A 25960-nucleotide genomic window follows, 5' to 3' on the forward strand; every position below is an offset into this window, starting at 1 on the left:
GCACGGGTCTATCTCCTCGTCACCAGCTGAAGCGTTCTTCGTGGATGTGTCGCTGCGGCACCCCGGCGTCCAGCGCCGCGGCTTTCATGGAGTCCACCCAGCCCTGTGCGCCGCAGACGTACACGTCGTGCTCGGCGATGTCGGGAACCAAGCGCACCAGCGCCTCGACGTCGGACAGGTGGGCCGCGTACTGCGGCAACCAGGTCGATCGGTCGGCGATCCGGTTCCCCAGCACGAAGACCACGCGAGCACCGGTCGCGGCGGAGAGCAGCTCGATCTCGCGCCGGAACACGACGTCCTGCTCGCTGCTGGCCCGGTACACGAGCGTCACGTCGCCCGGGTCTTGCGGCAGGGCCTCGAGCAGCCCGCGAAGCGGGGTGACGCCGATGCCACTGGCCAGCAGGGTCACCTTGCGGCGGGTCCGGACACCTGGGTGCAACCGGCCGAACGGGCCTTCGATGGCCACCCGGCTGCCCGGGCGGATGTGCCGCAGCGCGCCGCTGTCGTCGCCGAGGTCCTTCACCGTGATCCGCAGAGAGCTGCCGGTCGGCGCCGCGGAGAGCGAGTACGGGTGTCCACGGGTGCGGCCCGGGCCAGACAGGAATCGCCAGATGAGGAACTGGCCGGCGGCGACGGGCAGCCGGTGCAGGTGACGTCCGGTCATCGTGACGGAGATGATGCCGGGGCCTTCCTCGACGACGGAGGCGACCCGCAGGTCGTGGCGCACCGTCCGGTAGATCGGAAGACCGACCCGGAACACCAGGATCGCGGCGGCAGCGGCGATCCACAGCGACCACCAGTAGACCGTGGCGAACCAGTGGGTCAGGAAGTCCTCACCGGTCCACAGCTGGTGGGGCAGCGCCAGGCCTACGCCGAGGTAGGCGTAGAGGTGCAGCAGGTGCCAGGACTCGTAGCGCAGCTTTCGACGGGAACGCTTGATGCTGGTGACGGCGACCATGACCAGCAGCACCGTCGCCGCCGCGGCCAGCAGCATCCCCGGGTAGTCGACGACCAGGTCCCACAGCTCGGCGAAGGGGTTCTTGCCGTCCTGGGACGCGTAGCCGAGCGTGATCAGCAGGATGTGCACGACCATGAGGTTCAGCGAGGTGAACCCGACCAGCCGGTGCCGACGAGCGAGCTCGTCCTGACCGTAGGTGCGCTCCACCAACGGGAGCCGAGCCATCAGCAGCACCTGGATGAGCAGCAGGTCGGCGGACACCAGCCCGGCGAGCCGGCCGATGCTGTTCACCCCAGACGCCCAACCGCCCAGCTCTTGCAGTTGCCCATCGGATACCCACAGCGCCACGACGACCAGGACGCTCGCCCAGGTCAGCAGGCCGATGACGTCCCGGTGCCACGGCTGCGTGGCCGAGGGTCGCAGCGGCGTGGGCTGGGCGACCGGGGGGCTGACGGGGGCGGCCAGCGCGGGCAGAGGTCGGTGGCGAGACGTCATGGTCATCGTGGCCCGCCTTCCCTCGCGGCGCGCCTGCTGCGAGCCGTCGTGGGTCGATCGTGCACGGCCCTTCTGGGACTTTCCTGAGAGCGGACTGGAGCGACCGTACGAAGCACCGGCGGAGCGGGTTACCGGGTGGTGGCCGACTATCCGGTCGAGTGGTCGAGGAGGACGGCGTGGGCTTGTTTGATCTGGACGTCGACGGGTGGGCCGGTGATGGGGACGGTGAGGTCGATGTCCTGCCAGGTGTCGCCGGGTAGTCGGTACTGGCCGGTGTAGGCGGCTTGGACGTGCACGTCGGCGTGGCCGTGGTCCAGGTAGGTGTGCCGGATCGTGCCCCGCGGGTAGGTCCCGCCGGGGTTGGCGGTGGGGCCCTGGTGGTGGCCGTCGCCGAAGTCGTAGGTGTAGGTGCTGGCCTGGGGGCGGATCTGCACGGTGCGCCCGAGCAGGGTGATGGTGGCGACCTCACCGGGCTGGTAGCCGGTGGCCGGCCAGCGGACCTGGTAGTACGTCGGCAGGTTCACCAACGTGATGTTCCCCTCGGGCTGGACGTAGGTGATCGGCTTGGCGAACGCCAACCGGGCGAACGCCCGCCGCAACATCGCCTGCGTCACCCCCGGCCGCGCCGCCTTCATCGCCTCCCCCGGCGACCGACACTCCGAACCCGTCCGCACCCACGGACCCTTGGCCCGGCCAGCGGCATCCAACGGTCGCCGCCAGGTCCAGAGCACCCACCCGCCATCCCCATGGCTCGCACACGATGTCGTCATGTACGCACACGCCATGTCGAAGCTCTCGACGCCACGGTTCGGATCATTCCCCGGACAACCCGGCGACCGAACCACGTCCCACGCGAGCAGGCGAGCTTCGACTGACCGGGGGTGATTGCCCCGTGCAGAAGAATGCGATTTCGATGAGGATCTGGTTCGGACATCGACTCGGACCCCACCTGTCGTCTTGCTACAGGCGATGCCCCCACAGTGAGGGCGTGCCTCGGCAGGCGAGGCGATCAAAGTCAGGGCAGTCACGGCAACGAGGAAGGCGCTGGCCCAGCGGAGAGCCTGTCGTCGCATCAACGCTTCACCTCGACGTACCTGACTTCATTGATCAGCCAGCGCCCGTTGTCCCAGCCGACCTCGAACTCCTGCTCGTTGGGTTCGCGCTTGATCGTCCATGCGGTTCGCCCAGTTGCGTCGAGCACCTTTCGCGCTTCCTGCACGTTGACGATGCGAACCAGCGCAGTGCGCATGGTCGACTCCGGCATCCACGAGGACGCCCGGATAGTCACGACGTCTCCGTCGACACGCTGGTGGTCGCGAACCAACTCGGAGGCGGTCTGTGCGTATGCAGCACAGCTCTTGCACCGGCTTGCGGCGTAAGGCCGGATCGCGTCGGGATCGGGCTTGGCCCACGCCAGATTGAACTGCCCCACATAGAACTCCGCGAAGGCTTGGGCGGCCGCGTAGGTGTGCGCTCGGGCGGCCTTGGGCACCTTGGCGTACGCGGCATCGACTGACGACGTCCCGCTCGGCGACGCTGTCGCGGACCCCGCCGACGAGGCCGACCCGCCCGGCTCGGCTGTCGGTGTGTGATGCGACGGCCGAGCCGCCACCTCCCCGCCGCCCGAGCACCCCGCCAGCCCCAACCCCACGACCACGGCGGCTGCCGCCACCCACCCCTTGATGATCATGACCGCGACCCTACCCAAAACGGGGCAAACGCGGCGCGCATCTCGCGAGATCTGTGGACAACCCCGGATCGTGGCAACCTCGCACCGCCGGCGATGCGCCGTTGCCACGATCGGCGCAGGCGGGGCTGCCGTCAGGCGCCGGCAGCCCGGTGCTTGCGCGCCATGTCCGCGAGCGCCTCCCGCTTGTCCCGCCCCGCGTCGTACGCCGCCTGACGGTCGCGCACGACGCGCCCCGGGATCCCCGCCACGACCGACCCCGCCGGGTACTCCCCGCGAGCGACGGCGTGCGCGGCGACGACGCAGCCGGCGCCGAGCGTCGTCCCGCGCAGCACGCTGGCCTTGACGCCGATCCACGCACCCGGGCCGATCCGGACCGGCGACTTCACGATGCCCTGGTCCTTGATCGGCACGTTGACGTCCTCGGTGACGTGGTCGAAGTCGCACACGTAGACCCAGTCGGCCACCAGCGTCGCGGCGCCGAGCTCGACGTCCAGGTAGCAGTTGATCGTGTTGTCCCGCCCCAGCACGCACTTGTCACCGATGCTCAGGGTGCCTTCGTGGGCGCGCAGGACGTTCCCGTCCCCCAGGTGCACCCACTCGCCGAGGACCAGCCGGCCGTAGCCGGGCCGGGCGTGCAGCTCGACGCGCCGGCCGAGGAACACCATCCCTCGGGTCACCACGTGCGGCTGGCGCACGCGCAGCAGGAGCAGCCGCCAGTAGCGCACCAGGTACCAGGGGGTGAAAGCCTTGTGCCGCATCACCCATCGCACGGTGTCACTCGTCAGGTACCGGGCCTGCCGGGGGTCGCGACCGTCTCGCAACCGCACCATCCACGCCCCGAGAACGCCGCCCGGCACCGGCCAGCTGGTCCGCACGACGGTGCTCAGCCCGGCTTCGTGCCCGTGACGGCCACGTTGTAGAAGAACCGGTCGGGCACGACCCGGCTCAACGCGCGGTCGACCGCCCCGAGCCGCTGCCAGGACCCGAAGGCGAAGCGGGCCCACCCCCAACCCAGCCGCTCCGGGTTCACGGCAGCCTCGAAGGTGCGGATCGGCCAGCCCACGACGGCAGCAGTGAGCTCCTCGGTGACCGTGCGGACGTCGACCGCGCCGGCTCGCAGCACGGTGCGGGCGAGCTCGTCCGGGTCGAAGGTGTGCAGGTCGACCACCCACTCGAGGGCGGCGGCACGGGACGACTCGTCCAGCTCCTCCTTCGACCGGGACCACTTGTCCTGCAACGGCTTCAGGTGGGTGATCCGGGTCGTCGCCTCCCAGGTGAGACGGCCGAGGTGGCGGGCGTACCAGTTGCCGATCCGGGTGGGCTCGCCGGCGATCACGAACCGGCCGCCCGGCCGCAGCACGCGCAGCATCTCGCGGAAGGCGAGCTCGACGTCCGGGATGTGGTGGATCACGGCGTGACCGACGACGACGTCGAACGTGTCGTCGTCGTAGGGCAGCCGCTCGGCGTCCGCGACCCGCCCCTCGACCGTGAAACCCAGCCGCTCGGCGTTGCGCTGCGCGGCCGCCACCATCCCCGGTGACAGATCGGTGACGTGCACCTCGTCGAGCACGCCGGCCTGCTTCAGGTTGAGCGAGAAGAATCCGGTGCCGGCGCCCACCTCGAGCGCCTTGGCGTACGGCCAGCCGGTGGCCCCTGCGACCGCCACGAACCGGTCTCGCGCGTAGTCGATGCAGCGCTCGTCGAACGAGATGGACCACTTCTCGTCGTACGAGCCCGCCTCCCAGTCGTGGTAGAGCACCTGGGCGAGCTTGGTGTCCGTCCAGGCCTGCTCGACCTCGGCCGCGCTGGCGTGCGGGTTGGCCGTCGGGCCCGGCTCGTTCATCACTTGCCCTCGAACGTCGCCTTGCCCGGGCCGTCCTCGACGAACGAGCGCATGCCCTCGGCCCGGTCCTGCGTCGCGAACAGTGCCGCGAACTGCAGCCGCTCGATCTCCAGCCCGGTGTCGAGGTCGGACTCCAGACCGCGGTCGATGGCCTCCTTCGCCGCGCGCAGCGCGTACGCCGGGCCGCCCACGTACCGGCCCACCATCGTGCGCGCCGCCGAGTACACGTCGTCCGGCGCGACGACCTGGTCGACGAGGCCGATCGCGAGCGCCTCGGCGGCGTCGACGAACCGCCCGCTGAAGATCAGGTCCTTCGCCTTGGCCGGCCCGACCAGGCGCGGAAGTCGTTGCGTCCCACCGGCTCCGGGGATGATGCCGAGCAGGATCTCGGGCTGGCCGACCTTGGCGTTGTCGCCGCAGACCCGGAAGTCGCAGCACAGCGCGAGCTCGAGGCCGCCACCCAGTGCGTAGCCGGTGATGGCCGCGACGGTGGGCTTGGGGATCCGCGCCACCGCGCTCAGCGACGACTGCAACGCGCCCGAGCGGTCGACCATGTCGGTGTACGTCATCTGCTGCATCTGCTTGATGTCGGCGCCGGCCGCGAAGACCTTCTCGCCTCCGTAGACGATGACCGCCGAGACGTCGCGCCGCTCGCCGGCCTCCACCGCGGCAGCACGGATCTCCTCCTGCACCTGGGCGTTGAGCGCGTTCATCGGGGGTCGCTCGAGCCTGATCGTGCCGATACCGCCGTCGACCTCGAGCCGGACGAACTCCGCCACGGGTGCCACCTCCTGGAATCTCGTACGTCGTGCCGCTGGTCGCAGGGAGCCTAGCCCGGCGCTACCCCTCGGTGATCTCGCGCAGGCTCTCGTGCCAGAGGTTCACCGCGGTCAGGACCAGCTCGAGGGAGGACGTCACGACCATCTGCAGCGGCGTCGCGGTGGTCACCAGGTGGTCGGCCGAGACCACCAGGATCCCGTCCCCCAGGGTCGTCTTGGCGACCGAGAGCCGGGACGAGACCGAGTTGCAGGCGCGCAGCCGGGCCAGCTCGTCACCGACGACGTCGTCCAGCCGCCACTGGCCGAAGACCCTCAGCACCGTGAAGTCACCCTCGGTGCAGCGCAGGTAGAGCTGCTGCCCCTGGACCTTGACCGCGACGTCACCGTCGTCGTCGATGTCCGGCCGGTAGCCCTCGTCCAGCAGGACGTCGAGCACCCGGCCGCGCAGCGGGCGCTCGTTCGGGGACGGCGGGAAGTCGGGCAACGAGGTCGGGTCGGTCATGGGCTCCACGGTAGTCGCGAACGGAATGCCCCGACGGGTCGGCTGGTTGGCGCCGACATGAGCCCAGCCAGCCGAGCCACCCGCGCCGTCGTCGCCACCGCCTACGGAGCGCCGGAGGTGCTCGAGCTGGTCGAGGTCGACGTCCCGGAGCCCGGGCCCGGGCACGTCGCCGTCGACGTTCGCGCGGCCGGCACCAACCCGGCGGACGTCAAGGCGTACAACGGCACCTGGGGCAGGGACCCGGCGAAGCTGCCGATGCGGCTCGGCTTCGAGGCGTCCGGGGTGGTCACGGCCGTCGGTCCCGACGCGACCGGCCCGGTCGGGCCGGTCGCGGTGGGTGACGAGGTGGTGGTGTTCCGGACGTCGGGCGCCTACGCCGAGCGGATCGTCGTCCCGGCGTCGGCGGTGCTGCCCAAGCCCGCGTCGCTGACCTGGGCGCAGGCCGCAGGCCTCCTGCTGACGGGCGGCACGGCCACCCACACGGTCGTCGCCACCGCGGTGCGCGACGGCGACACGGTGCTGGTGCACGGTGCCACCGGCGGGGTCGGGCTGATGGCCGTGCAGCTCGCGGTCGACGCCGGGGCTCGGGTGATCGGCACCGCTGGCGAGAGCGGCCACGACCTGCTGCGCGAGCTCGGGGCCGAGCCGGTCACGTACGGCGCCGGCCTGGCCGACCGGGTGCGCGCGCTGGCGCCGTCCGGGGTGGACGCCGCGATCGACACCGTCGGCACCGACGAGGCGGTCGACGTCTCGCTCGAGCTCGTCGCGGACCGCCAGCGGATCGCCACCATCGCCGCGTTCGGCCGAGGGGCCGAGCTGGGGATCACCCTGCTGGGCGGCGGACCCGGGGCGGACCCCGGCGAGCAGATCCGGATGCCAGCCCGAGCCACCCTGCTCGAGCAGGCCGGTCAGGGCCGGCTCCGGGTGCTCGTGGCGGCGGAGTTCGCACTCGCGGACGTCGCGGCGGCGCACCGTACGCTCATGGGTCACCACGCACCGGGGAAGATCGTCCTCGTCACCTGAATGACGCATCAAGGCACCGCTCCGGGACGTCGAACTGCTCCTGACGTCCTGAAAGGGAGCATTGCCCATGACCTGTCCCGCGTGCCGGTCCGACCTCGCCGCGAGCGCCCGCTCCTGCCCGACCTGCGGCTCCTTGATCGCCTTCGCCCCCGACCAGCCGCAAGCCCGGCTGGGCGCCCCGCTCCCCCCGTGGGAGCAGGCGGCGATGGAGGCGCGCCGCCCGTCCCTGACTCACCAGCAGCAGACCGCGCGGCCGGTCGCTCCACGACGAGCACCGTCTCCCGCCCTGGCCGGGCCCCCGGCCCCGGCAGGTCGCGCGACCCGCGGCGTCCGGCCGCCCAGGGCCGCCCTTCCTGAGGTCTCGCTGTCCGCGCTGACCCCGCTGCGGCTGCTGTGGAGCCACCTGCTCACGGTCCGTGGGCTGTCGGCCTGGTTCCTGGTCTTCGCCACCGCCCCGTTCGTGCTGCTGCAGGTGACCGCGGACGACCCGGACTTCTCGCACGCCGCATGGGGCTTCGCGATCTACTTCGCGATGATGTGGGGGCTGGCGATCCACCTGCTGGTGCGGCCCGAACCGGTCAGCCGCTGGCTCGTCGTCAAGGTCGTCGGCACCGTCGCGGTGCTGGGCACCGCACTGGCCGTCGCCCTCGAGCGCGCACTGTCCCCCGACCTGGACCACGTGCTCTGGGCGATCTTCGGCGTCGGCGTGCCCGAGGAGGTCGCGAAGGCGTTGCCCGTCGTGCTCTTCATGCTGCTCGCCAAGCCGTCGTGGACGACGCGGATGTACCTGTTCATGGGCGCCGTGTCTGGTCTGACGTTCGGCGTCATCGAGGCCGTCGGGTACTCGTCGTTGTACCAGCTGGTCGGCGGAGGATCCGGCACCGCGACCACCCTGATCATCTGGCGGCTCCTGGCCGACGGGCTCTTCCACGGCTGCTGCGCCGCGGTGTCGGCCTACTTCATCGGGCTCGCCTGGTGGCGGCCGGACCAGCGCTGGCAGCTGGTGGGGGTCGGGGTCGCCATCGCCGCGGTGCTGCACGGCGTCTACGACCGCTGGTCCGGCGGATGGGTGGGCACGGCCACCGCCGTGCTGATCGTGCTGCTGTTCGTCGGGTACGTCCGGGCCGGCGACGCGATCGTGCAGGACCTGGCCGTCGGCCCGGTAGCGGAGCTCCCGCACGGAGAACTGCCGCCCGCTGAGCTGCCGCCCGCTGAGCTGCCGCTCGCTGAGCTGCCGCTCGCTGACCTGCCGGCCGCTGAGCTGCCGGCCAGGGAGGGCTCCCCCGGAGCCCACCGCTCGTTCTAGCCGGCGGCCACCGGCTCCAGCAGGAACACCGGGATCAGCCGGTCCGTCTTGGTCTGGTAGCTCGCGTAGTCCGGCCACACCGCGACCGAGCGCTCCCACCAGGTCGCCCGCTCCGCGCCGTCCAGCTCGCGGGCGACGTACTCCTGACGGTCTGCGCCGTCCTGCAGCTCGACGCGGCCATCGGCGGCGAGGTTGTAGTACCAGACGGGGTGCTCGGGCGCGCCGCCCTTGGACGCGACGACGGCGTAGCGGCCCTCGTGCTCGACGCGCATCAGTGGTGTCTTGCGCAGGTTCCCGGTCTTGGCGCCGCGACTGGTCAGCACGATGATCGGCACCCCGCGCATGGTGTTGGCCTCGGCGCCGTCGGTGCGCTCGAACTCCTCCACCTGGTCACGGGCGTGCTTGCTCGGGCTCGGTACGTACGTTCCCTGGAGTGCCATGTCCGAGCCAACACCGCCGCGCCGACGACGATTCCGCGCGGGTGCGACAGACTGCCCGGATGAGTGAGCCACCTCGGCAGTCCGAGACGCCCCCACCGCTCGGCGTCCGGCTGCGGCCCGATCACGCGGGCGGCGGCGCGGACGTCGCGGTGTACGCCGGCCGCGCGGACGCCGTGGAGCTCTGCCTGTTCGACGGGTCCGGCCCGGGCGCGGCCGAGCGGCGCGTCGAGCTCACCGCGCGGGCGCACGGCGTGCACTTCGGCCACGTGCCCGACCTGACCGCGGGGACGGCGTACGGGCTGCGCGCGCACGGCCCCTGGGATCCCGCGCGTGGCCTGCGCTACAACGCGGACAAGCTGCTGCTCGACCCGTACGTGCGTGGCATCACCGGCGACGTCACCTGGCGTCCGGAGGTGTTCGGCCACGTGGTCGGTGACGACCTGGCCGGGGACCACGAGGTCCGCGACGCGCACGACTCGGCGGCGTTCGTACCGCGGGGGGTCGTGCTGTCCGACGGGTTCGACTGGGGTGACGACCGCCCGCCGGCCGTGCCGTGGTCGCAGACCGTGCTGTACGAGGCCCACGTGCGCGGCCTCACCCGGCTGCAGCCCGGCGTCCCGTACCACCTGCGCGGGACGTACGCCGGGCTCGCGCACCCGGCCACCATCGAGCACCTGACCCGCCTCGGCGTGACCACGGTCGAGCTGCTGCCGGTGCACGCCTTCACCCACGAACCCGCTCTCGCGCAACGACATGCGACGAACTACTGGGGCTACAACACCTTGGGCTTCTTCGCCCCGCACGCCGCGTACTCCAGCGCGAGCGACCCGGCCGGGGTGCTCGCCGAGTTCAAGGGCATGGTGCGGCTGCTGCACCAGGCCGGCCTCGAGGTCGTCCTCGACGTGGTCTACAACCACACCTGCGAGCAGGGGCGGGACGGCGCGACGCTGTCTCTGCGCGGCCTGGACAACAGCGCGTACTACCGGCTCGACGACAACGGCCGCGACGTCGACGTCACCGGCTGCGGCAACTCGCTCGACTTCCGGCACCAGCGCGTCGTGCAGCTCACCTTGGACTCGTTGCGCTACTGGGTGCAGGAGTGCCACGTCGACGGGTTCCGCTTCGACCTGGCGACGACGCTGGCCCGGGGTAGGGACGACGGCTACGACCCCGACCACCCGTTCCTGGTCGCCATGCGCTCCGATCCCGTTCTGTCCCAGGTGAAGCTGATCGCCGAGCCTTGGGACGTCGGACCGCACGGCTGGCGGACGGGACAGTTCCCACCGCCGATGGCGGAGTGGAACGACCGGTACCGGGACACCGTGCGCAGCTTCTGGCTGGCCGATGCGGCGCGCGCCGGACGCGGTGAGGCCGGGCACGGCGTCCGCGAGCTGGCGACCCGGCTGAGTGGATCGCAGGACCTGTTCGGGGTCGGCGACCGCGGGCCGCTGGCGTCGGTGAACTACGTGGCCGCGCACGACGGCTTCACCTTGGCCGACACCACCGCCTACGAGCACAAGCACAACCAGGACAACGGCGAGGGGAACCGGGACGGCCACGACGACAACCGGTCCTGGAACCACGGGGTCGAGGGGACGACCGCCGACGCCGACCTGCTGGCGCGCCGGCGGCGCTCGGTGCGGAACCTGCTCGGCACCCTGCTGCTGTCGACCGGCGTGCCGATGCTCGCGGCGGGCGACGAGCTGGGGCGGACGCAGCGGGGCAACAACAACGCCTACAGCCGCGACGACCTGGTGAGCTGGCTCAACTGGGACCTGGCGGACTGGCAGCAGGACCTGCTCGCCACCACCACCCACCTGCTGCGGCTGCGGCGCGAGCACCCGGCCCTGCGCCAGCGGCAGTTCTTCGGCGGACGTCCGCGCCACGAGGACGGCACCCTGGACCTCGGCTGGTTCGCTGCCGACGGCTCGGTCATGGACGACTCGCACTGGCACGACCCGAGAACCCGTGTGCTGCAGGCATTCCTGCAAGGCCGGGCCACGGGCGACCGCTCGCTCCTGCTCGTGCTGAACGGCGCCCCGGCCGACCTCGAGGTCACGCTGCCCGGGGAGCCCTGGGCGACGTCCTACGACTTGCTGTGGGACAGCACCTGGGAGCGCCCGGGCGACCCGGAACGGGGCCTGTCCGGCGTCCAGCAGGTCGGCGGGCTGTCCACCCGCCTGTACGCCGCGACCCCGTAGCCCCGGCCACCCGTACGCAGATGTCGCGCTATCCGGGGTAATGAGCCACGGACGGGCCCGGATAGCGGAACATCTGCGGTGCCGTGGTCAGGCGTTGACGACCAGGCCCAGCTCGGTGGGGCTGGCCAGCCCGGCGTGCGCGGGCAGCACCCGCACGGTGTAGCCGAACGCCCCGGTGCGGGCGAGCTTGATGTCGCCCTCGAACCGGTGCCGGCCACCTTCGTAGGACTCCGCGTGGTGCAGCGTGACGACCTGGGTGTCGGTGAGCTCGTCCTGGTACGACACGCGCCCGTGCACGACCTGCACCTGGACGTCGCTGGCGTCGAGCCCGTCGAGCGAGACGAAGCCCTGCACCGACAGCACGTCGCCGACCTGCGGCGCGTCACTCACCCCGGACGACTCCACGTGGTCCACCCGTACGCCGGACCAGGACGCCCGGACCCGCTGCTTCCAGGCGGCCAGCTCGCGGGCTCCCGGGTGGCCGTCGCCGTCCAGGGCCCACCCGGCGCGGGCAGCCGGGGTGTAGAGCTGCTCGACGTAGTCGCGCACCATCCGGGTCGCCAGCACCTTCGGGCCGAGCGAGCGCAGGGTGTGGCTGACCATCTCGAGCCAGCGACCCGGCAGGCCGCTCTCCTCGTCGCGCGCGTAGAACCGCGGCGCGACCTGTCCCTCGATGAGGTCGTAGAGCGCCGCTGCCTCGAGGTCGTCGCGGTGCTCGGGGTCCTCCACTCCGTCGGCCGTCGGGATGGCCCAGCCGTTCTCGCCGTCGAACCACTCGTCCCACCAGCCGTCCAGGATCGAGAGGTTCAGCCCGCCGTTCAGCGCGGACTTCATGCCCGACGTCCCGCAGGCCTCGAACGGCCGCAGGGGGTTGTTGAGCCAGACGTCGCAGCCCGGGTAGAGGTACTGCGCCATCGCGATGTCGTAGTTGGGCAGGAAGACGATGCGGTTGCGGACGGCGGGGTCGTCGGCGAAGCGCACGATCTCCTGGATCAGCGACTTGCCCTTGTCGTCGGCGGGGTGCGACTTGCCGGCGATGACGAGCTGGATCGGCCGCTCCGGGTGCAGCAGCAGGGCGCGCAGCCGGTCGGGGTCACGCAGCATGAGGGTGAGCCGCTTGTACGTCGGGACGCGCCGCGCGAAACCGATGGTGAGCACGTCGGGATCCAGCACGTTCTCGATCCAGCCGAGCTCGGCGCCGCTGGCCCCGCGCCGCAGCCAGGAGGAGCGCAGCCGCCGCCGCGCCTCGAGGACGAGCTGCTCGCGCATCTCGCGCCGTGCGCCCCACACCTCGGCGGCGGGCACCCGCGGGACGTCGTCCCAGACGTTGGCGTCCGCGACCAACCGGGTGCCGAGGTGCTTCTCGGCCAGGTCGAAGACCCGGTGGTCCACCCACGTCGGGGCGTGCACGCCGTTGGTGATCGAGGTGATCGGCACCTCGCGGTCGTCGAAGCCCGGCCAGAGGCCGTCGAACATCGTGCGGCTGACCTCGCCGTGCAGCTGCGAGACGCCGTTGGCCCGGCCACCGAGACGCAGGCCCATGACGGCCATGTTGAAGACCCCGGACTCCCCACCGGGGTAGTCCTCGGCGCCGAGCGCCAGGATCCGGTCCACCGGGACGCCGGGCAGCGCGCTGTCGCCACCGAAGTAGGTCTGGATCTGGTCGGTGCCAAAGCGGTCGATGCCCGCCGGGACGGGCGTGTGCGTGGTGAACACGGTGCCGGCCCGGACCGCCTCGAGGCCCTCGTCGAACGTCAGCTGCTCGGACTGCACGAGCTCGCGGATGCGCTCGAGGCCGAGGAAGCCGGCGTGACCCTCGTTGCAGTGGTAGACGTCGGGGTTCGGCGCTCCGGTCAGCCGCGACCACAGCCGCAGCGCCCGGACGCCACCGATGCCGAGCAGCATCTCCTGCTGGAGCCGGTGCTCGCCTGACCCGCCGTAGAGCCGGTCGGTGATGCCGCGGGCCGCCTCGTCGTTGGCCTGCACGTCGGAGTCCAGCAGCAGCAGCGGGACCCGGCCGACCTGCGCCTTCCAGACGTGCGCCACGAGCTGGCGGCCACCGGGGAGCGCGACACGGACCTGGCACGGCGTGCCGTCCGCCTCGCGCAGCAGGGCGAGCGGCAGGCCGTCCGGGTCGAGCACCGGGTAGGTCTCCTGCTGCCAGCCCTCACGGCTGAGCGACTGCTTGAAGTAGCCGGTCTTGTAGAACAGGCCCACGCCCACGATCGGCACACCGAGGTCGGACGCGGCCTTGAGGTGGTCGCCGGCCAGGATCCCGAGGCCGCCGGAGTACTGCGGGAGCACCGCGGTGATGCCGAACTCCGCCGAGAAGTAGGCGATGGCCCGCGGCGCACCGGCCTCGCCGGCCTCGGCCGCGTGGGTGGTGTACCAGCCGGGCTCGTGCAGGTAGGCGTCCAGGTCGGCGGCCGCAGCATTGACCCGCGCGACGAACTCGGGGTCGGCGGCCAGCTCGGCGAGCCGGTCCGTGCCCAGGTCGCCGAGCAGGGCGACCGGGTCGTGCCGGACGGCCTTCCAGCGCTTGGGGTCCAGCCCGGCGAACAGGTCACGGGTCGGCTCGTGCCAGGACCATCGCAGGTTGCTCGCGAGGTCGCCCAGGGGGGCGATGGCCTCGGGCAGGACGGTGCGGACACTGAATCGGCGGATAGCTCTCACAGGCCAAGCCTAGACCCCCAGGGTGCGGATTCCGACCCCTCCAGTCCACTTCTTGCAATCCACTGCAAGGAGTTTCAGATGCTGGACAGCGCGGGATGAAGATCGCCGAGAGTCGCGGCCACCTTCGTACCTCGGTAGCGTCGGCCCGGTGATCGGTCGAATCCCCGTCCTGTCCGTGTCCCCGGTGGTCGACGCCGGACGCTGGCCCGCCCGCGCAGTTGTCGGCGAAGCAGTTCCCATCCGCGCCACCGTGTTCCGCGAGGGCCACGACGCGGTGGCGGCCACCGCTGTGCTGGTCGACCCCAGTGGGGTCGAACGCGCCCGGCGTCCGATGGCGATGATCGAGCCCGGCCTCAGCATCTGGGGCACGGACGTCGTGCCGGACGTCGAGGGTGACTGGACCTTCCGGGTCGAGGGCTGGTCCGACCCGTACGGCACGTGGGAGCACGACGCCGTGCTGAAGGTCGCCGCGGACGTCGACACCGAGCTGATGCTCGTCGAGGGCGCGCTGCTGCTCGAGCAGGCGGCGAAGGCCAAGGGACGCGGCCCGGTGCACACCAAGGCCCTCAAGGACGCCGTCACGGGGCTCCGTGACACCAAGCGTCCCGCCCAGGCCCGCCTGGCGGCAGGCACCTCCGCCGCCGTGCACGCCGCGCTGGCGGCCGCCCCGATCCGCGAGATGGTGAGCGCGAGCGACGACCTGGTGCTGCGCGTGCAACGGGAACGGGCCCTGGTCGGCGCCTGGTACGAGTTCTTCCCGCGCTCGGAGGGTGCGACGTACGACCCGGCCTCCGAGACCTGGCGCACCGGAACCCTGCGCACCGCGGCCGAGCGGCTGCCCGCGATCGCCGCCATGGGCTTCGACGTGGCCTACGTGACGCCGGTCCACCCGATCGGTACCTCGAACCGCAAGGGCCGCAACAACTCCCTCGACCCGCTGCCCTCCGACCCGGGCTCGCCGTACGCCATCGGCTCCCCCGACGGTGGCCACGACGCGATCGAGCCGACGCTCGGCACGTTCGAGGACTGGGACTACTTCGTCGCGCAGGCGCGCGGGCTCGGGCTGGAGGTGGCGCTGGACCTCGCGCTGCAGTGCAGCCCCGACCACCCGTGGGTCACCGCTCACCCCGAGTGGTTCACCACCCGCGCCGACGGCACGATCGCCTACGCGGAGAACCCGCCCAAGAAGTACCAGGACATCTACCCGCTGAACTTCGACAACGACCCCGAGGGCATCTACCGCGAGGTGCTGCGCGTGGTCCTGACGTGGGTCGAGCACGGCGTCACGTTGTTCCGCGTCGACAACCCGCACACCAAGCCTGTGCAGTTCTGGGAGTGGCTGATCGCCCAGGTCAACGCCGAGCACCCCGAGGTCATCTTCCTGGCCGAGGCGTTCACCAAGCCGGCCATGATGCACACCCTCGGCAAGGTCGGCTTCCACCAGTCGTACACGTACTTCACCTGGCGCAACACCAAGGACGAGCTCACCGAGTACCTCACCGAGCTCAGCGCGGAGTCCGCGGACTACATGCGGCCCAGCTTCTGGCCGACCACGCACGACATCCTCACGCCGTACATGCAGTACGGCGGCCGACCCGCGTTCAAGCTGCGCGCCGCCCTGGCCGCCACCATGGTTCCGACGTACGGGATCTACGCCGGGTACGAGCTCGTCGAGAACGTGGCGCGGCCGGGCGTCGAGGAGCAGATCGACAACGAGAAGTACGAGTTCAAGCACCGCGACTGGGCCGCAGCGGAGAAGGACCCGAACAGCCTCGTCGCGTGGCTGACCCGACTGAACGAGATCCGGCGCGCCCACCCTGCGCTGCAACGCCTGCGCAACATCGACTTCCACCAGACCGGCGACGACAACGTGATCTGCTACAGCCGCAGGCTCACCGCCGACCAGTCACCTACCGGACGCGAGGACCTGATCATCGTCATCGCCAACCTCGACCCGCACGGCATCCGCGAGACGAACGTGCACCTGGACATGCCGCTGCTCGGGATGGGCTGGCACGACGGCTTCGCGGCTCACGACCTGGTCACCGAGCAGACCTGGCACTGGGGAGAGAACGTGTACGTGCGGCTCGACCCGCATGACGAATCCGTCCACATCGTGCACGTGAGGGGGCTGTAGTGGAAGGGCTGAACCTGTCGGCGCCCGGCCTGCGGCACGACCCCAACTGGCACAAGAAGGCCGTCTTCTACGAGGTGCTGGTCCGGGCGTTCGCGGACTCCAACGGCTCCGGCTCGGGCGACTTCACCGGGCTGATCAACCGGCTGGACTACCTGCAGTGGCTCGGTGTCGACTGCCTGTGGCTGCCGCCCTTCTACGCGTCCCCGTTGCGCGACGGCGGTTACGACATCGCGGACTACTGCTCGGTGCTGCCGGAGTTCGGCACCATGCCCGACTTCACCGAGCTGGTCAGCCAAGCGCACGCCCGCGGGCTGCGGGTCATCGTCGACCTCGTGATGAACCACACCAGCGACCAGCACCCGTGGTTCCAGGCCAGCCGCTCCGACCCGGACGGCCCGTACGGCGACTTCTTCGTCTGGACCGACGACAACACGAAGTTCCAGGACGCCCGGATCATCTTCGTCGACACCGAGACCAGCAACTGGACGTTCGATCCCGTTCGGCGCCAGTACTTCTGGCACCGGTTCTTCAGCCACCAGCCGGACCTCAACTTCGAGAACCCGGCCGTCTGGGACGCGATGTTCGACGTCGTCCGGTTCTGGATGGACCTCGGGGTCGACGGGTTCCGGCTGGACGCGATCCCGTACCTGTTCGAGGAGGAGGGCACCAACTGCGAGAACCTCCCGGCCACCCACGACTTCCTGCGCAAGCTGCGCGCGATGGTCGACGACGAGTACCCGGGCCGGATCATGCTCGCCGAGGCCAACCAGTGGCCGAAGGACGTCGTCGAGTACTTCGGCACGGACGAGGAGCCGGAGTGCCACATGGCGTTCCACTTCCCCGTCATGCCGCGCATCTACTACGCCATGCGCGACGAGTCGGCCCGCCCGATCGTGGACATCCTCGCCGACACCCCCGAGCTGCCCGCGCACGGCCAGTGGGGCACGTTCCTGCGCAACCACGACGAGCTCACCCTCGAGATGGTGACCACCGAGGAACGCGCCGCCATGTACGGCTGGTACGCGCCGGACCCGCGGATGCGCGCCAACGTCGGCATCCGGCGGCGGCTGTCCACCCTGCTGGACGGCTCGCGGGCCGAGATCGAGCTGGTCAACGCGCTGCTGCTGTCCCTGCCCGGCAGCCCCTGCCTGTACTACGGCGACGAGATCGGCATGGGCGACAACATCTGGCTGGACGACCGGGACGCCGTCCGGACGCCCATGCAGTGGACGCCGGACCGCAACGCCGGCTTCTCGTCCGCCGACCCGGGCAAGCTCTACCTCCCGACGATCCAGTCGCTCGTGCACCACTACAACACGGTCAACGTCGAGGCCCAGCTCGCCACCCGCAGCTCGCTCCTGCACTGGACCCGCGGCATGCTCGCCATCCGCAAGCGGCACCCGGTCTTCGGCGTCGGACGGTACGTGCCGGTCGAGAGCTCCAACGAGGCCGTCCTCGCGTTCCTGCGGGTCATCGACGACGACTCGCAGGGTGAGCCGCCGGAGGTCGTGCTGTGCGTGAACAACCTCGCGCAGACCCCGCAGGGGACCGCGCTGCGGTTGCTCGACCACGCAGGCCACGTGCTGGAGGACCTCTTCGGCGGGTCCGGCTTCCCGGCCGTCGGCTCCGACGGCGAGCTGCTGCTGTCGCTGGGCTCACGCGACTTCTTCTGGCTGCGCGTGACGCCGGGCGACACCCGGGAGAACCGCGAGGGCGACCGTGGCTGACCCGACTCCCCCGAACCCGGCTCCCCCGAACCCGGCGACCCCGAACCCGGCGACCATGACGCCGTCGTTCGCCACGCTGCTGCCCGACTGGGTGGCCCGGCAGCGCTGGTACGCGAACAAGGGACGTACGCCGCGGCTCAACCGGATCGGCGGACTGCGCTGGCAGGACCCGGGCGGCGAGGTGGGCATCGAGACCTGGCTGGTCGCCGACACCTCCGGAGACGAGACGGGGCCGAGCGGGTCGACGGTCTACCAGGTCCCGCTCACCTACCGCGCCGAGCCGCTGCCGGGTCTCGAGCACGCCCTGGTGGCAGTCGCCGAGCACAGCACGCTCGGCCCCCGCTACATCTACGACGCCCCGCACGACCCGGTCTTCGTGGGCGCCGTCCTCGACCTGGTCCTGTCGGAGGGTTCGGTCGACTCCGATGGTCCCCAGGGCACCGGCCGGGCGACCGGGCACCGCCAGCAGGACCTCGACGCGTCGCAGGTGGGGCACCTGGTGGACAGCCGTGTGCTGGCCGGGGAGCAGTCCAACACCTCGGTGGTCCTGCAGCTGGCCCACGCGGACGGCACGCTCGCCCCACCGTTGCTGCTGAAGATGTTCCGGGTGCTGCACGCGGGCGCGAACCCCGACGTGGTCATCCAGTCGGCGCTGGCCGACGCCGGATCGACCCTGGTGCCGCGACCACTCGGTCGACTGTCCGGCCGCTGGCCCTCCCCCACCGGACTGCTGGAGGGGCACCTCGCGCTGGTGCAGGAGTTCGTGCCAGGTGCCCGCGACGCCTGGCAGGAGGCCGTCGACGCCGTCGCCGACGGCGTCGACTTCACCGTCGCCGCCCGCGAGCTGGGCGCGACCGTCGCTCGGGTGCACGCCACCCTGGCAGCGACGATGCCGACCACTCCCCTGGACGACGAGGCGGCCGCCGCCCTGGCCGACGCGCTGCTCGCCCGGCTGGCCTGGGCCGTCCGGCAGGCACCAGCACTGGCCGGCCGCGAGAGCGCCGCCCGCCGCGTCCTGGAAGCGGCCGGCCATCCCCAGCACCATCCGGTGCTGCACCGGATCCACGGCGACCTGCACCTGGGCCAGGTGCTGGACGGCGGGGACCGCGGCTGGCTGGTCGTCGACTTCGAGGGCGAGCCGCTGCGACCGCTCGCCGAGCGCACCCGCCCCGATCTGGCGCTGCGCGACGTGGCCGGGATGCTGCGGTCGTTCGACTACGCGGCCGGACACCTGGTGGTCGGCGGTGCCGCCGACGAGACCGCCGAACGGGCCGGTCGCTGGGCGGCGGACTGCCGGGCCGCGTTCTGCACCGGCTACGCCGACGTGAGCGGCCACGACCCCCGCGAGTCCAGCGACCTGCTGCGTGCCCTCGAGCTCGACAAGGCGCTGTACGAAGTGGTCTACGAAGCCGGTAACCGACCGGCCTGGCTGCCGATCCCGCTGGCCGCCGTGGACCGGCTGCTCGCCGACGACCCCCCCGCTGAGGAGCACCCTGTGACCGACACCACCGAGTCCGACGGGTCGCCCCGACCGGTCCCGCACAGCGAGCTCGTCGAGCTGGTGCACGGCTCGCACGGCAACCCGCACGGGATCCTCGGCCTGCACCCGTACGGCGGCGGCCTGACGCTGCGCGCGCTGCGCCCGCACGCCCGCGAGGTGGTCGCGGTGCTCGCGGACGGCTCGCGCTGGCCACTGACCCACGAGTACGACGGGGTCTTCGTCGGGGTGCTGCCGGGCGAGGACGTCACCGACTACCGTCTCGACGTCAGCTACGACGGCGCGGACGGCAGCCTGACCACCTTCCCCACCGACGACCCCTACCGGTTCCTGCCCACCCTCGGCGAGGTCGACCTGCACCTGATCGGTGAGGGTCGCCACGAGCAGCTCTGGACCGTGCTCGGCGCGCACGTGCGCCGCTACCCCGGTCAGATGGGCGAGGTCAGCGGCACGTCGTTCGCCGTGTGGGCCCCGCACGCCCGCGGCATCCGGCTGGTCGGCGACCTCAACCACTGGGACGGCGCGGGCTACCCGATGCGCTCACTCGGCTCGACCGGCGTGTGGGAGCTCTTCGTGCCCGGCGTCGGTGCCGGCACCCGCTACAAGTTCGAGATCACCGGCTCGGACGGCGTCCAACGGCTCAAGGCCGATCCGATGGCGCGGGCCACCGAGGCGCCGCCGTCCACCGCCTCGGTCGTGACCGAGAGCGAGTACGCGTGGGGCGACGCGGCGTGGATGACGCGACGGGCGCAGACCGACCCGCACAGCGGTCCGATGAGCACGTACGAGGTGCATCTGGGCTCGTGGCGGCAGGGTCTGAGCTACCGCGACCTCGCCCAGCAGCTGACCGACTACGTGGTCGAGACCGGGTTCACCCACGTCGAGCTCATGCCCGTCATGGAGCACCCCTACGGGCCGTCCTGGGGCTACCAGGTCACGGGCTACTACGCGACGACCGCGCGGTTCGGCAGCCCGGACGACTTCCGCTTCCTGGTCGACACCCTGCACCAGGCCGGGATCGGCGTGATCCTGGACTGGGTGCCCGCGCACTTCCCCAAGGACGCCTTCGCGCTGGCCCGGTTCGACGGCGAGCCGCTCTACGAGCACCCGGACCCGCGGCGCGGTGACCAGCCCGACTGGGGCACCCACATCTTCGACTTCGGCCGCCCCCAGGTGCGCAACTTCCTGGTCGCGAACGCGGTCTACTGGTGCGAGGAGTTCCACGTCGACGGGCTGCGGGTCGACGCCGTGGCCTCGATGCTCTACCTGGACTACTCGCGCAAGGACGGCGAGTGGCTGCCGAACGAGTACGGCGGCCGGGAGAACCTGCAGGCCGTCCAGCTGCTGCAGGAGACCAACGCGACGCTGTACAAGCGGGCGCCGGGGATCGTGACGATCGCCGAGGAGTCCACCGCCTGGCCGGGCGTGACCCGGCCGACGCACCTGGGTGGCCTGGGCTTCGGCCTGAAGTGGAACATGGGCTGGATGCACGACTCGCTGGAGTACGTGCAGCACGAGTCGATCCACCGCCAGTGGCACCACCACCAGATGACGTTCTCGCTGATGTACGCGTGGAGCGAGAACTTCGTGCTGCCGATCAGCCACGACGAGGTGGTGCACGGCAAGGGGTCGCTGCTGCGCAAGATGCCCGGCGACCGGTGGCAGCAACTGGCGAACGTGCGGGCCTACCTCGCCACCATGTGGGCGCACCCGGGCAAGCAGCTGCTGTTCATGGGCAGCGAGTTCGCCCAGGAGGCCGAGTGGGCGGACGCGCACGGCCTGGACTGGTGGCTGCTGGACCAGCCCGCGCACCGCGGCGTCCACTCGCTGGTCCGGGACATGAACGCCGTGTACCGGGACGTCCCGGCGCTGTGGTCGCAGGACCTGTCCCCCGAGGGGTTCCGCTGGATCGACGCCAACGACGCCGCCGGGAACGTCTTCTCCTTCCTGCGCTTCGGCGCCTCGCCCGGCGACGACGTCCTGGCCTGCGTGATCAACTTCGCCGGGACGCCGCACCACGGGTACCGGATCGGGCTGCCCTTCGCGGGGCGCTGGCGGGAGGTGCTCAACACCGACTCGGCGGAGTACGGCGGATCGGGGGTGGGCAACCTCGGCGGCGTCGACGCGGACGGCGACGGCTGGCACGGTCTGCCCGCCTCCGCCGAGGTCAGCATCCCGCCGCTCGGTGCGGTGTGGCTGCTGGGCTCGCCCGCTCAAGCCTGAGCCCGGGGAAGCCGACTCGTAGGGTTGGACGACTGACCGGGCGCCGTGGAGAGGAGCAGCCGTGTCCCCCACCCCTGCTCCCGCGTACGCGGCCGAAGCGGTCCGCGCCCTGCACGAGCTCGTGCTGCAGCCCGAGGCCCGCTACGAGGAGCTGCTCGCGGTGCCGGCCGACTACGCCCTGCGAGCCCTGGGCGCGGACACCGCGTCGCTGTCCCGCTGGGAGCGTGACCGCGGGCTGCTCCGCACCCTGGTGAACGTCGGCGCGCGAATCGAGGCGGGCCGCCGCTTCCCGCGCGACGAGGTCTACGAGGTCGCCACCGACGCCGTGATGAGCCGCGTGCTCACCGGCGTGCCGTGCCGCTACAGCACCGCGTCGCTCGACCTGCACGACCACGCCCGGGCCCTGCTGGCCGTCAGCGGCAACCAGTCGGCGTTCAGCGTGCCGATCACCGTCGGGGACCGGCTGTGGGGTGAGCTGTGGGTCGGCCGCCGCGACCAGCAGCTCGTTGAGGACCAGCTGGACGCCGCCGTGAGCGTGGCCGGCGAGGTCGCCACCATGGTGGCGATCGCCGAGCGGATCCAGCGGATGACCCGGATGGCCTTCGAGGACGCGCTCACCGGCGTCGGCAACCGGCGGGTGCTGGACGAGGCGTTGGCCGAGCTGCTCGCGGACGGCGGCCCCGGAGCCACCGTCGTGCTGTGCGACATCGACAACCTGAAGGACCTGAACGACTCCTTGGGTCACCTGGCCGGCGACAGCGCGATCGTGGCGACGGCCGACGCGCTCGCCGCCGGGGCGAGCCAGGTGCCCGGCTCGGTCACCGCCCGGGTGGGCGGTGACGAGTTCGTGGTGCTGCTCGAGGGCGAGCAGCGGGCCACCGCGATCACCCTGGTCGAGGCCGCGGCCCACGCGATCAGCACCTCGGAGCACCCGGTCGAGATCAGCTGCGGCATCGCGGTCGCGACCGCCGGGATCGGCGCCCAGACGGCGCTCGAGACCGCCGACGCCGCCCAGTACGCCGCCAAGACGCGCGGGGCGCTGCTGGTCGTCGCCTCCGACCTGTCGGACGCGGGCAGCGCTGCGGCCGAGCGCCGCCGCGGCCGACGCCGCACGCACGACCGCCGGCACCCCGCGCAGGAGCTGACCGCTGGAGTCACCGCGGTCGTCAACGACCTCGCCGAGCTGCTCCTGGACACCCCCGAGAGCGTCGGCGGCAAGCTGCGCTGGCTCGGCGAGCGGATGCTCGCGCCGCTGGACCTGCAGGAGTGGTCGCTGAGCAAGGTCGACCTGGCCGGGCCGCGACTGCTGACCACCGACTCCATGGGCCTGCGCCGGCTGCCGATGAGCTCCACGCAGAGCTACGACCTGCAGGTGGACGCGCAGTTCCGGCTGGACACCTACCCGGCCACCGCGCACGCCGTCGAGCACGACACCTGGTTCACGATCAGCGCCGAGGACCCGCGGGCCGACCCCGCCGAGCGGGCCGTGCTGCGCGAGATGGCCATGCACCACGTGGTCGCGCTGGGCTGCCGGGACGGCGACGACGGCTGGCTGCTCGAGCTGTACTCCAAGTCCGCCGCACTGGACGTGGTCACGGTCGGCAGCCTGCTGGCACTGGCCGCGTCCGCGCTGCTGCACCGGACCTTCACCCCGCTGGGCGACCTCCCGACCTGACGCGCGCGTCGCCATCTGGGGCCGCGTCGGCCAGGATGGGTCCATGAGCGATCCCCGAGCAGGCCAACCGGCACGGCCCAGCGACCTGGTGGACGTCGACGCGCTGCTCGCGGCGTACGGCGACCGCTCCCCCGACGTCGACGACCCGGACCAGCGGGTCGCCTTCGGCACCTCCGGTCACCGCGGCTCCAGCCTGGACACCGCGTTCAACGAGGGCCACATCCTGGCCATCACCCAGGCCATCTGCGAGTACCGCGCGGCCCAGGGCACCGACGGTCCCCTGCTGGTCGGCAAGGACACCCACGCGCTGTCCGCGCCCGCCTGGCGCTCCGCGCTCGAGGTGCTGGTGGCCAACGGGGTGCAGGTGCTCAGCGACGGCGCCGACGAGTACACCCCGACACCCGCGGTCTCCCGGGCCATCCTGCGGCTGAACGGCGAGCGGGGCGCGGCCGGCGGTTCGGGCGGGCTGGTCGACGGCATCGTGATCACGCCGTCGCACAACCCTCCGCGCGACGGCGGCTTCAAGTACAACCCGCCGCACGGCGGCCCCGCCGACAGCGACGCGACCGGCTGGATCCAGGACCGCGCCAACGACCTGCTGAGGGCCGGGCTGGACGGCGTGCGCCGGGCGTCGTCGTCCGAGATCGCCGACGCGGTGACGACGTACGACTTCCTGGGTCCGTACGTCGCCGAGCTGGCCGACGTCCTCGACCTGGACGCCGTGCGCGAGGCCGGCGTGCGGATCGGCGCTGACCCGATGGGCGGCGCGAGCGTCGGCTACTGGGGAGCGATCGGCGAACGACTCGGGCTGGACCTGACCGTCGTCAACCCGCGGGTGGACCCGCAGTGGTCGTTCATGACGCTCGACTGGGACGGCAAGATCCGGATGGACTGCTCGTCGCCGTTCGCGATGGCGTCCCTGATCGGCAGCCGGGACCAGTACCAGATCGCCACCGGCAACGACGCCGACAGCGACCGGCACGGCATCGTCACCCCGGACGCCGGGCTGATGAACCCCAACCACTACCTCGCCGTCGCGATCGGCTACCTGTACGGCTCGCGCTCGGGCTGGAATGCCGCTGCGGCAGTAGGCAAGACGCTGGTGTCGTCGTCCATGATCGACCGGGTGGCCGCCGACCTGGGCCGCACGCTGGTCGAGGTGCCGGTCGGCTTCAAGTGGTTCGTGCCGGGGCTGCTGGACGGGTCGGTCGGTTTCGGCGGCGAGGAGAGCGCCGGCGCCTCGTTCCTGCGCCGCGACGGCTCGACCTGGACGACCGACAAGGACGGCATCCTGCTGGCCCTGCTCGCCTCCGAGATCCTCGCGGTCACCGGCCGCTCGCCGTCCGAGCACTACCGCGACCTCGTCGCCCGGCACGGCGAGCCCGCCTACGCCCGGGTCGACGCTCCGGCCAGCCGCGAGCAGAAGGCGGCGCTGGCCAAGCTGTCACCGGACGACGTGAGCGCGACCGAGCTGGCCGGTGAGCCGATCACCGCCAAGCTGACCCGCGCGCCGGGCAACGACGCGGCGATCGGCGGGTTGAAGGTGACCACGGAGTCGGCGTGGTTCGCGGCCCGGCCGTCCGGCACCGAGGACGTCTACAAGATCTACGCCGAGTCGTTCCGCGGCCCCGAGCACCTGGCGCAGGTGCAGGAGGCCGCGCGCGAGGTAGTCAGCGCGGCCCTCGGCACCTGACCCCCAATCCCCTGGTGATCATGCACGTTCGCCCCCATCCGGGGCGAACGTGCATGATCACCGCGGGGGGGGCAGGAGAAGAGGAGGGGGTCAGTAGAGGGCGGACGAGAGGGCCCGGCGGGCGGCGACGACGCGCGGGTCACCCGACCCGACGACCTCGAACAGCTCGACCAGGTGCAGGCGCAAGGCGTTGCGCTCGTCCCCGCTCGTCACCCGGACGGCGTCCACCAGGCGGGCGAAGGCGTCCTCCACGTGGCCGCCGAGCAGGTCCAGGTCGGCGACCAGGATCTGCGCCTGCGGGTCCTGCGGGGCAGCGGCCGCGGCGGCGCGGGCGGCCGGCAGGTCGGCACCCTCGGTGCGGCGCAGCAGGTTCACCTGGGACAGACCGGCCTTCGCCTCGTCGTCCGCCGGTGAGGCCAGCAGGGCCTTCTCGTAGGCGGCGGCCGCCGCGTCCAGGTCGCCGCGCTCGATCGCGTCGTAGGCCTCCTGGTGCAGCGGCGGCAGCGGCTCCAGCTCGTCGGCGGCGGACGGCGCGGCCTGCGCGTCGTCCTCCGACCCGGGGTCGGCGGCGCCGGTCGGGACGGTGCCGGTCACCCCGTTGGCCTCCGCCACCTTGAGCAGCTCGTCGAGGTACGCCTTGACCTGCGCCTCGGGCAGCACGCCCTGGAACAGCGGCACCGGCTGACCCTTGATCACGGCGACGACGCTGGGCACGGCCTGCGCCTGGAAGACCTGGGCCAGGCGGGGGTTCGTGTCGATCTCGACGGTGGCCACGAGGAACCGGCCACCCGACTCGACGGCCAGCCGTTCCAGGACGGGCGTCACCTGCTGGCTCTGCTCGGAGTAGCTGGCCCACAGGACCACCACGACCGGCACTGACAACGACAGCTCGACCAGCGTCTGGAAGGTCTCCTCCGTCGCCTCGACGAGCACGCCGGACGACGAACCGGGGCCCGGGCCACCCGACGCCGCGTTGGCCGCAGCCTGCTCCCGACGCTTGGCCTGGGCCGCCACGGCGGCGAGGTCGACGGCGCCGCGCAGCGGGATGGACGAGGCCGGGGGGACGGGGGGCTGGCTCATGGTGACCGATTCTGTCA

18 protein-coding genes are annotated in these 25960 nt (G+C 71.8%); 8 read left to right on the top strand and 10 right to left on the bottom strand.

Features of this window, described 5'->3' with window-relative positions; genetic code table 11:
* Positions 1-19: 19 nt before the first annotated feature.
* The 7 genes from ABEB17_RS01165 to ABEB17_RS01195 form a co-directional block, all read right to left on the bottom strand.
* Positions 20-1459 (bottom strand): ferredoxin reductase family protein, encoded by a 1440-nt coding sequence (locus tag ABEB17_RS01165; protein WP_378227113.1) that lies wholly within the window; start codon positions 1457-1459, stop codon positions 20-22.
* A gap of 140 nt (positions 1460-1599) precedes the next feature.
* Positions 1600-2088: a hypothetical protein gene (locus ABEB17_RS01170; protein ID WP_345714717.1), complete on the bottom strand. Its 489-nt coding sequence runs from the start codon at positions 2086-2088 to the stop codon at positions 1600-1602.
* Positions 2089-2525: 437 nt separating this feature from the next.
* Positions 2526-3143, bottom strand: a complete 618-nt coding sequence (locus tag ABEB17_RS01175; protein ID WP_345714718.1) for a DUF6318 family protein — start codon at positions 3141-3143, stop codon at positions 2526-2528.
* A gap of 131 nt (positions 3144-3274) precedes the next feature.
* Entirely contained in the window at positions 3275-3973 is a 699-nt protein-coding gene (locus ABEB17_RS01180) for an acyltransferase (RefSeq protein ID WP_378227119.1), read from the bottom strand.
* A 53-nt stretch (positions 3974-4026) separates the two neighbouring features.
* A complete protein-coding gene (locus tag ABEB17_RS01185; protein WP_345714719.1) occupies positions 4027-4986 on the bottom strand; it encodes a class I SAM-dependent methyltransferase in 960 nt (319 codons plus the stop codon).
* Positions 4986-5765 (bottom strand): enoyl-CoA hydratase/isomerase family protein, encoded by a 780-nt coding sequence (locus ABEB17_RS01190; RefSeq protein WP_345714720.1) that lies wholly within the window; start codon positions 5763-5765, stop codon positions 4986-4988. Before ABEB17_RS01190 ends, ABEB17_RS01185 begins: the two co-directional genes overlap by 1 nt.
* 61 nt (positions 5766-5826) lie before the next feature.
* Entirely contained in the window at positions 5827-6267 is a 441-nt protein-coding gene (locus tag ABEB17_RS01195) for a T3SS (YopN, CesT) and YbjN peptide-binding chaperone 1 (RefSeq protein WP_345714721.1), read from the bottom strand.
* Positions 6268-6324: 57 nt separating this feature from the next.
* Between ABEB17_RS01195 and ABEB17_RS01200 the strand changes: the two genes are divergently transcribed.
* The gene (locus ABEB17_RS01200) at positions 6325-7290 is read left to right on the top strand and encodes a quinone oxidoreductase family protein (RefSeq protein WP_345714722.1); all 966 of its coding nucleotides are present in this window, start codon (positions 6325-6327) and stop codon (positions 7288-7290) included.
* A 67-nt stretch (positions 7291-7357) separates the two neighbouring features.
* Positions 7358-8596 carry a PrsW family glutamic-type intramembrane protease gene (locus ABEB17_RS01205; protein ID WP_345714723.1) on the top strand — a complete coding sequence of 413 codons (1239 nt, stop codon included), beginning with the start codon at positions 7358-7360 and terminating at the stop codon, positions 8594-8596.
* Here the strand turns inward: ABEB17_RS01205 and ABEB17_RS01210 are convergent.
* Complete coding sequence (locus ABEB17_RS01210; protein ID WP_345714724.1) at positions 8593-9036, bottom strand: nitroreductase family deazaflavin-dependent oxidoreductase; 444 nt, start codon at positions 9034-9036, stop codon at positions 8593-8595. The genes ABEB17_RS01205 and ABEB17_RS01210 overlap by 4 nt on opposite strands.
* Before the next feature lie 59 nt (positions 9037-9095).
* On the opposite strand from ABEB17_RS01210, the gene glgX reads away from it, so the two are divergent.
* A complete protein-coding gene (gene glgX, locus ABEB17_RS01215; protein ID WP_345714725.1) occupies positions 9096-11237 on the top strand; it encodes a glycogen debranching protein GlgX in 2142 nt (713 codons plus the stop codon).
* A gap of 87 nt (positions 11238-11324) precedes the next feature.
* Here the strand turns inward: glgX and glgP are convergent, their stop codons facing one another.
* Complete coding sequence (glgP, locus tag ABEB17_RS01220; protein ID WP_345714726.1) at positions 11325-13910, bottom strand: alpha-glucan family phosphorylase; 2586 nt, start codon at positions 13908-13910, stop codon at positions 11325-11327.
* Positions 13911-14058: 148 nt separating this feature from the next.
* Between glgP and ABEB17_RS01225 the strand changes: the two genes are divergently transcribed.
* From ABEB17_RS01225 to pgm, 5 genes are all read left to right on the top strand, one after another.
* Positions 14059-16047, top strand: a complete 1989-nt coding sequence (locus tag ABEB17_RS01225; RefSeq protein WP_345714727.1) for an alpha-1,4-glucan--maltose-1-phosphate maltosyltransferase — start codon at positions 14059-14061, stop codon at positions 16045-16047.
* On the top strand, positions 16047-17774 hold the full coding sequence (gene treS, locus ABEB17_RS01230) for a maltose alpha-D-glucosyltransferase (RefSeq protein ID WP_345714728.1): 1728 nt from the start codon (positions 16047-16049) through the stop codon (positions 17772-17774). Before ABEB17_RS01225 ends, treS begins: the two co-directional genes overlap by 1 nt.
* Positions 17767-21495 (top strand): 1,4-alpha-glucan branching protein GlgB, encoded by a 3729-nt coding sequence (glgB, locus tag ABEB17_RS01235; protein WP_345714729.1) that lies wholly within the window; start codon positions 17767-17769, stop codon positions 21493-21495. Before treS ends, glgB begins: the two co-directional genes overlap by 8 nt.
* Before the next feature lie 61 nt (positions 21496-21556).
* Positions 21557-23170 (top strand): diguanylate cyclase domain-containing protein, encoded by a 1614-nt coding sequence (locus ABEB17_RS01240; RefSeq protein ID WP_345714730.1) that lies wholly within the window; start codon positions 21557-21559, stop codon positions 23168-23170.
* Between the two features lie 43 nt (positions 23171-23213).
* Entirely contained in the window at positions 23214-24863 is a 1650-nt protein-coding gene (gene pgm, locus ABEB17_RS01245) for a phosphoglucomutase (alpha-D-glucose-1,6-bisphosphate-dependent) (RefSeq protein WP_345714731.1), read from the top strand.
* A 90-nt stretch (positions 24864-24953) separates the two neighbouring features.
* On the opposite strand, the gene ABEB17_RS01250 is transcribed toward pgm, so the two are convergent.
* Complete coding sequence (locus tag ABEB17_RS01250) at positions 24954-25943, bottom strand: tetratricopeptide repeat protein (RefSeq protein WP_345714732.1); 990 nt, start codon at positions 25941-25943, stop codon at positions 24954-24956.
* Between the last annotated feature and the right edge of the window lie 17 nt (positions 25944-25960).

The sequence above is a fragment of the Angustibacter luteus genome (assembly GCF_039541115.1).
GTDB classification, from domain to species: domain Bacteria; phylum Actinomycetota; class Actinomycetes; order Actinomycetales; family Angustibacteraceae; genus Angustibacter; species Angustibacter luteus.

Excerpts from the sequence above, each read along its gene's own strand:
- glgX (WP_345714725.1), top strand. The coding sequence starts at position 9,096 with ATGAGTGAGCCACCTCGGCAGTCCGAGACGCCCCCACCGCTCGGCGTC.
- pgm (WP_345714731.1), top strand. The coding sequence starts at position 23,214 with ATGAGCGATCCCCGAGCAGGCCAACCGGCACGGCCCAGCGACCTGGTG.
- ABEB17_RS01205 (WP_345714723.1), top strand. The coding sequence starts at position 7,358 with ATGACCTGTCCCGCGTGCCGGTCCGACCTCGCCGCGAGCGCCCGCTCC.
- ABEB17_RS01210 (WP_345714724.1), bottom strand. The coding sequence starts at position 9,036 with ATGGCACTCCAGGGAACGTACGTACCGAGCCCGAGCAAGCACGCCCGT.
- ABEB17_RS01200 (WP_345714722.1), top strand. The coding sequence starts at position 6,325 with ATGAGCCCAGCCAGCCGAGCCACCCGCGCCGTCGTCGCCACCGCCTAC.
- ABEB17_RS01195 (WP_345714721.1), bottom strand. The coding sequence starts at position 6,267 with ATGACCGACCCGACCTCGTTGCCCGACTTCCCGCCGTCCCCGAACGAG.
- ABEB17_RS01250 (WP_345714732.1), bottom strand. The coding sequence starts at position 25,943 with ATGAGCCAGCCCCCCGTCCCCCCGGCCTCGTCCATCCCGCTGCGCGGC.
- ABEB17_RS01180 (WP_378227119.1), bottom strand. The coding sequence starts at position 3,973 with ATGGTGCGGTTGCGAGACGGTCGCGACCCCCGGCAGGCCCGGTACCTG.
- ABEB17_RS01170 (WP_345714717.1), bottom strand. The coding sequence starts at position 2,088 with ATGAAGGCGGCGCGGCCGGGGGTGACGCAGGCGATGTTGCGGCGGGCG.
- ABEB17_RS01175 (WP_345714718.1), bottom strand. The coding sequence starts at position 3,143 with ATGATCATCAAGGGGTGGGTGGCGGCAGCCGCCGTGGTCGTGGGGTTG.
- ABEB17_RS01165 (WP_378227113.1), bottom strand. The coding sequence starts at position 1,459 with ATGACCATGACGTCTCGCCACCGACCTCTGCCCGCGCTGGCCGCCCCC.
- ABEB17_RS01185 (WP_345714719.1), bottom strand. The coding sequence starts at position 4,986 with ATGAACGAGCCGGGCCCGACGGCCAACCCGCACGCCAGCGCGGCCGAG.